Annotated in this window: 3 protein-coding genes and 1 pseudogene; 2 read left to right on the top strand and 2 right to left on the bottom strand. The window is 67.3% G+C overall.

The window, feature by feature from the left end; genetic code table 11:
* On the top strand, positions 1-661 hold a 661-nt coding region (locus ACFWPJ_RS22060; protein WP_378854152.1), incomplete at its 5' end, for a TetR/AcrR family transcriptional regulator.
* On the opposite strand, the pseudogene ACFWPJ_RS22065 reads toward ACFWPJ_RS22060, so the two are convergent.
* Positions 630-1,073, bottom strand: a pseudogene (locus ACFWPJ_RS22065) (metallophosphoesterase); the annotation flags it as partial. The gene ACFWPJ_RS22060 and the pseudogene ACFWPJ_RS22065 sit on opposite strands and share 32 nt — an antisense overlap.
* Before the next feature lie 4 nt (positions 1,074-1,077).
* A complete protein-coding gene (locus ACFWPJ_RS22070; RefSeq protein WP_378854154.1) occupies positions 1,078-2,751 on the bottom strand; it encodes a zinc ribbon domain-containing protein in 1,674 nt (557 codons plus the stop codon).
* A gap of 505 nt (positions 2,752-3,256) precedes the next feature.
* On the opposite strand from ACFWPJ_RS22070, the gene ACFWPJ_RS22075 reads away from it, so the two are divergent.
* A complete protein-coding gene (locus ACFWPJ_RS22075) occupies positions 3,257-4,366 on the top strand; it encodes an alpha/beta hydrolase (protein ID WP_378854156.1) in 1,110 nt (369 codons plus the stop codon).
* Positions 4,367-4,453: the final 87 nt, after the last annotated feature.

Consider the following 4,453-nt stretch of genomic DNA (forward strand, 5'->3'; position numbering starts at 1 on the left):
TTATGTCACCATGGCGACGTCGAAACAAGCGGGGGGACGCCCCCGCGAGCAACGGGTAGACACCTCGATCGCGGCGGCGGTGCGCGTCGTGATCGAGAAGAGCGGTTACGCGGGGCTGACCGTCGACGCGGTCGCGGCAACCGCCGGAGTCGGCAAAGCCGCGATCTACCGCCGCTATGCCACCAAACAGGAGATGATCTTCGCGGTCCTGCTGCACGACCTGCGCGAAGAATCGCCCGCCGACACCGGGACACTGCTCGGCGATCTGAGCGCGCTGACCGAGCGGATCGCCGAGCAGGTGCGCGGCCCCGGATCCGACACCCTGACCGGCCTGCTCGCCGATATCCGCGCCGATCCCGAGCTGCGCACCCGCTTCGCGGAGACCTTCCTGGCCGTGGAACGCGGCATCATCACGACCTTGCTCGACCGCGCGATCACCCGCGGCGAACTGAGCCACCGGCCGGACGCGGTGCTCGTCCAGGCATTGCTGCTGGGTCCGCTGTTCGCATGGCTGGTCATGCTCGACGAAGACCCTACGCGTGCAACGGAACTCGCCCATCTCGTCGCCACCATGGCCACCAACGCGCTCACCGGGAACCTGCTGCCGACCGCGACCTGGTCGCAGCCCGTCACCGCTGCGGATGCAGAACCAGGACGGTGATCTCGCTGGGCGCGAAGACCCGCAGCGGCGGACCCCAGTAGCCGGTCCCGAGAGGGGTGTCTCGTGGGGTGTTGTTCGCGTGCCTGCTCCGGCCCGCGACGACCGGCTGGTCGAGCCGAACCAGGTAGTGGAACGGCCAGATCTGACCGCCGTGGGTGTGCCCGGAGATCTGCAGGGCGACACCGGCCGCGGAGCTGTCGGCGATCTGCTTGGGCTGATGGGCCAGCAGGACGACCGGCAGATCCGGGTCGGTGCCGGCGAGCGCGGCGGGCAGGTCGGGACCGTGGCCGGGCAGACCGGTACCGGTGGGATCGTCGATACCGGCGACGACCAGCCGGTCACCGTCGCGCTCGACGGTCCGGTGCGCGTTGTGCAGCGGCTGCCAGCCGATCGAGGCCATGTGGCCGATCCAGCGTCTACTTAGATCTCATATTCTCCGCCACTGACGTTGCAGGAGCTAGAGACCCAAGTACTGCACGGCTACCTGCAACACCTTGCGAGGCTGCAGGTTCGACCGTGTCCCACACCGACGCTTGTGGCGCAGGAACATTCTTTATCTGATTCACCCCCACCGGCGGTATCGCTACGGGAACACTACGACGGACCCGACGATGGCGGGGACTGCTCGGTGTTGGACTGGTCTTGTCGCGGCATCGGCGCACCGGCGCATGCTCGATTACCCGGACCTCCGGATTCCGGCCGCGCTTGCGAACAGCTTTGCCGCGCCCCAACAACGCGCGTTTGGCCAGATTCACACCCGCCACATGATCACGATTACCACCAACCTCGCAGCGCACACACCACGCCCGGTGGTAACCACCGGGGCGAGAGAGCGGTTCGTCGCAGCCCGGACACAACGCTGACGAACCGCGAGCCGGAACCGATACCACCACGACACCCACCCCGGCAGCAGTGTGGGTGAGCGCTTCGACAGCTTTGCCGCGCGCGGACTGCGCTGCCCGATTGTTGTTCACCCGGCCGTGTCCGCGAGTTTCCAGCGTCGTGAGGTCTTCCACCGCGATCACCTTCGCTCCCGCCGCGGCGGCGTAGTTTGTGACCGCGCGGCCGAAATGAAAGGCAAGTTCCCGGTTGAGGTTTCTTCGTTTGGCACCGACGGCGGTGCGGTGCCCGTCGAGGACCGCGATCTTCGCTTCCAATTCGGTACGCACCCGCGGCGGGGCGGTCGCGGCGAGAGCAGCCAACCGCGCTGCTTTGCGGTGCAGCAGTTGACCTTCGGCTTGCAGTCGCGCCAGCTTGATACCGAGGCCTCGGTCGTCATACGTCCAACCCTGATAATCCGAGACCAACCCGTCCGGGCTTTCGGTGGCGATCCCGGCGGCACCGAGGGTCGACGGTGACCAATCCACACCCACCGCGGTAGTCCCCGACATCAGATCGGCTGCGGGGACGTGTTCGGTGGCCGCGCAGCGCAGTAGCAGGCCTCGGTGGTCCAGGACAAGCGTCGGCAGATGCCACTCGGTGACCGCCCTGATGTTCAGGTGCGCCGGGATAGCGGCGGTCAACCGGACCCGCCGCCACTGCGCACGCCCTGTGGGGGTGGCGGTGGTGGGGAGTTTGACCGTCAACACCATGACACCGTCAGTGACTGTGACCTGTGCGAGTTGCTTATCGGCTGCGGAGAGCCTGGCCATCGCGCAGGTCCGTGGTGGTCGCTGCACGTCGGTGATCCGCAGGCGTTCGGTCTTCGCGTCATCGGCGCGTCGAGCGCGAGCGGTGAGCTGCCGTACTACGCCTCGGGCGAAACCCGACGGCACATACTCCGCAGCAGTGCTGGGTGCGGCCATTGCGCCGGTCTCCGGATCGAACCGGGCAGACAACGCCGCGATGACCGTGTCGCGGTAGAGCAACGTCCGCAGCGTTGCCATGGCTTGGGAGGTCACCACCCGCGTCACCCGCGACGGCGCATAGATACCGCCGGGGTAGGTCGGGTTCCAGCCCAGACGCGCAGCGGCGACATGGCCTTGCAGCGGGAGTTTGCGATCTTGACTGTCGAGCCCGGCATCGAGGACGTCGAATGTGTCCGGTTGCCACAACCGCGACACCTCGACCTTAACGCCGACCACCGACAAGTACCGCTCGATCCACGTGACACCGAACCGGGCCAACCGATCTCGCCACACCACCCGAAGTAGAGAGCCTAGCGCCGCCGGATCGACCGGGCACCGCCCTGTCCGGGATATGGCGTTTCGACGACAAGTCGCTCACGGTCCGCGCCTCGGCGGGTTCGACCGTGACCGTCAACGCGCCGGTGACCGGCACCGACGGTGCGACGGCCGCGGTCGAGATCACCCTCGACCATGCCGAGAACGGATTCTGCGTCTCCCGTATCGACCCGGCGGCCTGAGATTGTCGAGTCGAAGAGAGCTGCGTCACATCGGTTTTCGATGTGCCCCCACGATCGGGGGCGCGCTATGCTGCCCGGCAGGATCCGCCCGCAGACTGTCGTGTCGCGGTCGGGTGGAGTGGGGAGCGGCGGTGCCGCACAACGGAAAGGTCTGAACTCCGATCATGCTTGGCGTAACTGTGGGAGGGGCGCAGGAGCGCCGACCCAGAACCAGCAGACTCCGGCGCACCATGGCCGGCGCTGTCGTGACCGCGCTGTTGCCGCTCGGGGCATCGGTGGCCGCGGTGGGTCCCGCGACGGCGGATGCCGACCCGTCGGCGATCGACTTCCGGGTCGATTCCTCGATGGGCACCATCAACACCCGCATCATCCGGGCGGCCGACGGCAACACCGACCGGGTGGTCTACCTGCTCGACGGTGAGCGCGCCGAGGACGACCTGAACGGCTGGGAGAAGCACACCTCCATCCCGGCGCAGATGGCGAAGTTCAACATCAATGTGGTGATGCCGGTCGGCGGGCAGTCCAGCTTCTACGCCGACTGGGAGCAGCCGAGCAACTTCTTCGGCGTCAATCCCGACGGTTCGGCCCTGCCGAGCGCGGACTCCGGGTCGGCCATCGGCGGTTGGGAGGACACCAACGGCAAGGTCACCACCTATCAGTGGGAAACCTTCATCACCAAGACGCTGCCCGACGCGCTGAAGAGCAGGCTGGGCTTCAGCTCGACCCGCAACGGTGTGGTCGGCCTGTCCAGCGGTGGCAGCGCGGCGCTGCTGATGGCGGCCTACCACCCCGAGCAGTTCACCTACGCCGGTTCGCTGTCGGGCTACCTGCACATGTCGATGCCGGGCATGCGGGAGGCGCTCGGCGCGGCGATGATCGCCAGCGGTGGCTACAACATCGAGGCGATGGCGCCCGCAGGCAGCGAGAAGTGGCGGCGGATGGACCCGTACGGGTTCGCCGAGAAGCTGATCGCCAACAACACCCGCCTCTACATCTCCGCGGGTAGCGCCAAGCCTGCCGACCAGGACCTGTCCTCGATCGACGCGATCACCCAGGGCATGCCGCTCGAGGCGATCGCGCTGGCCAACACCCGCTCGTTCGAAAAGCGCATCACCGCACTGGGATACACGAACGTCAGCTACGACTTCCCTGACATCGGCATCCACAACTGGGGTACCTGGGAGCAGGTCGCCATTCGCCTGATGCCCGATATGGCGCGCAATATCGGCAAGCCGCTGCCCGCCGGTGCGCCGCCTGCCGGTGGTGAGCCGCCTGCCGGTGCTCCGGGTGGTCAGCCGCCCGCCGGTGGTCAGCCGCCTGCCGGTGAGCCGGGGAAGTAGTCAGTCCCGTACGAGAAACCGCCGTTGCTTCCCTGGGCGGGTTCACTCGGTCGTGGGGACACGCACAAAAGTGTGGTGGGGGCGACC

This window comes from Nocardia sp. NPDC058497 (assembly GCF_042720195.1).
In the GTDB taxonomy this organism is placed as follows: Bacteria; Actinomycetota; Actinomycetes; order Mycobacteriales; family Mycobacteriaceae; genus Nocardia.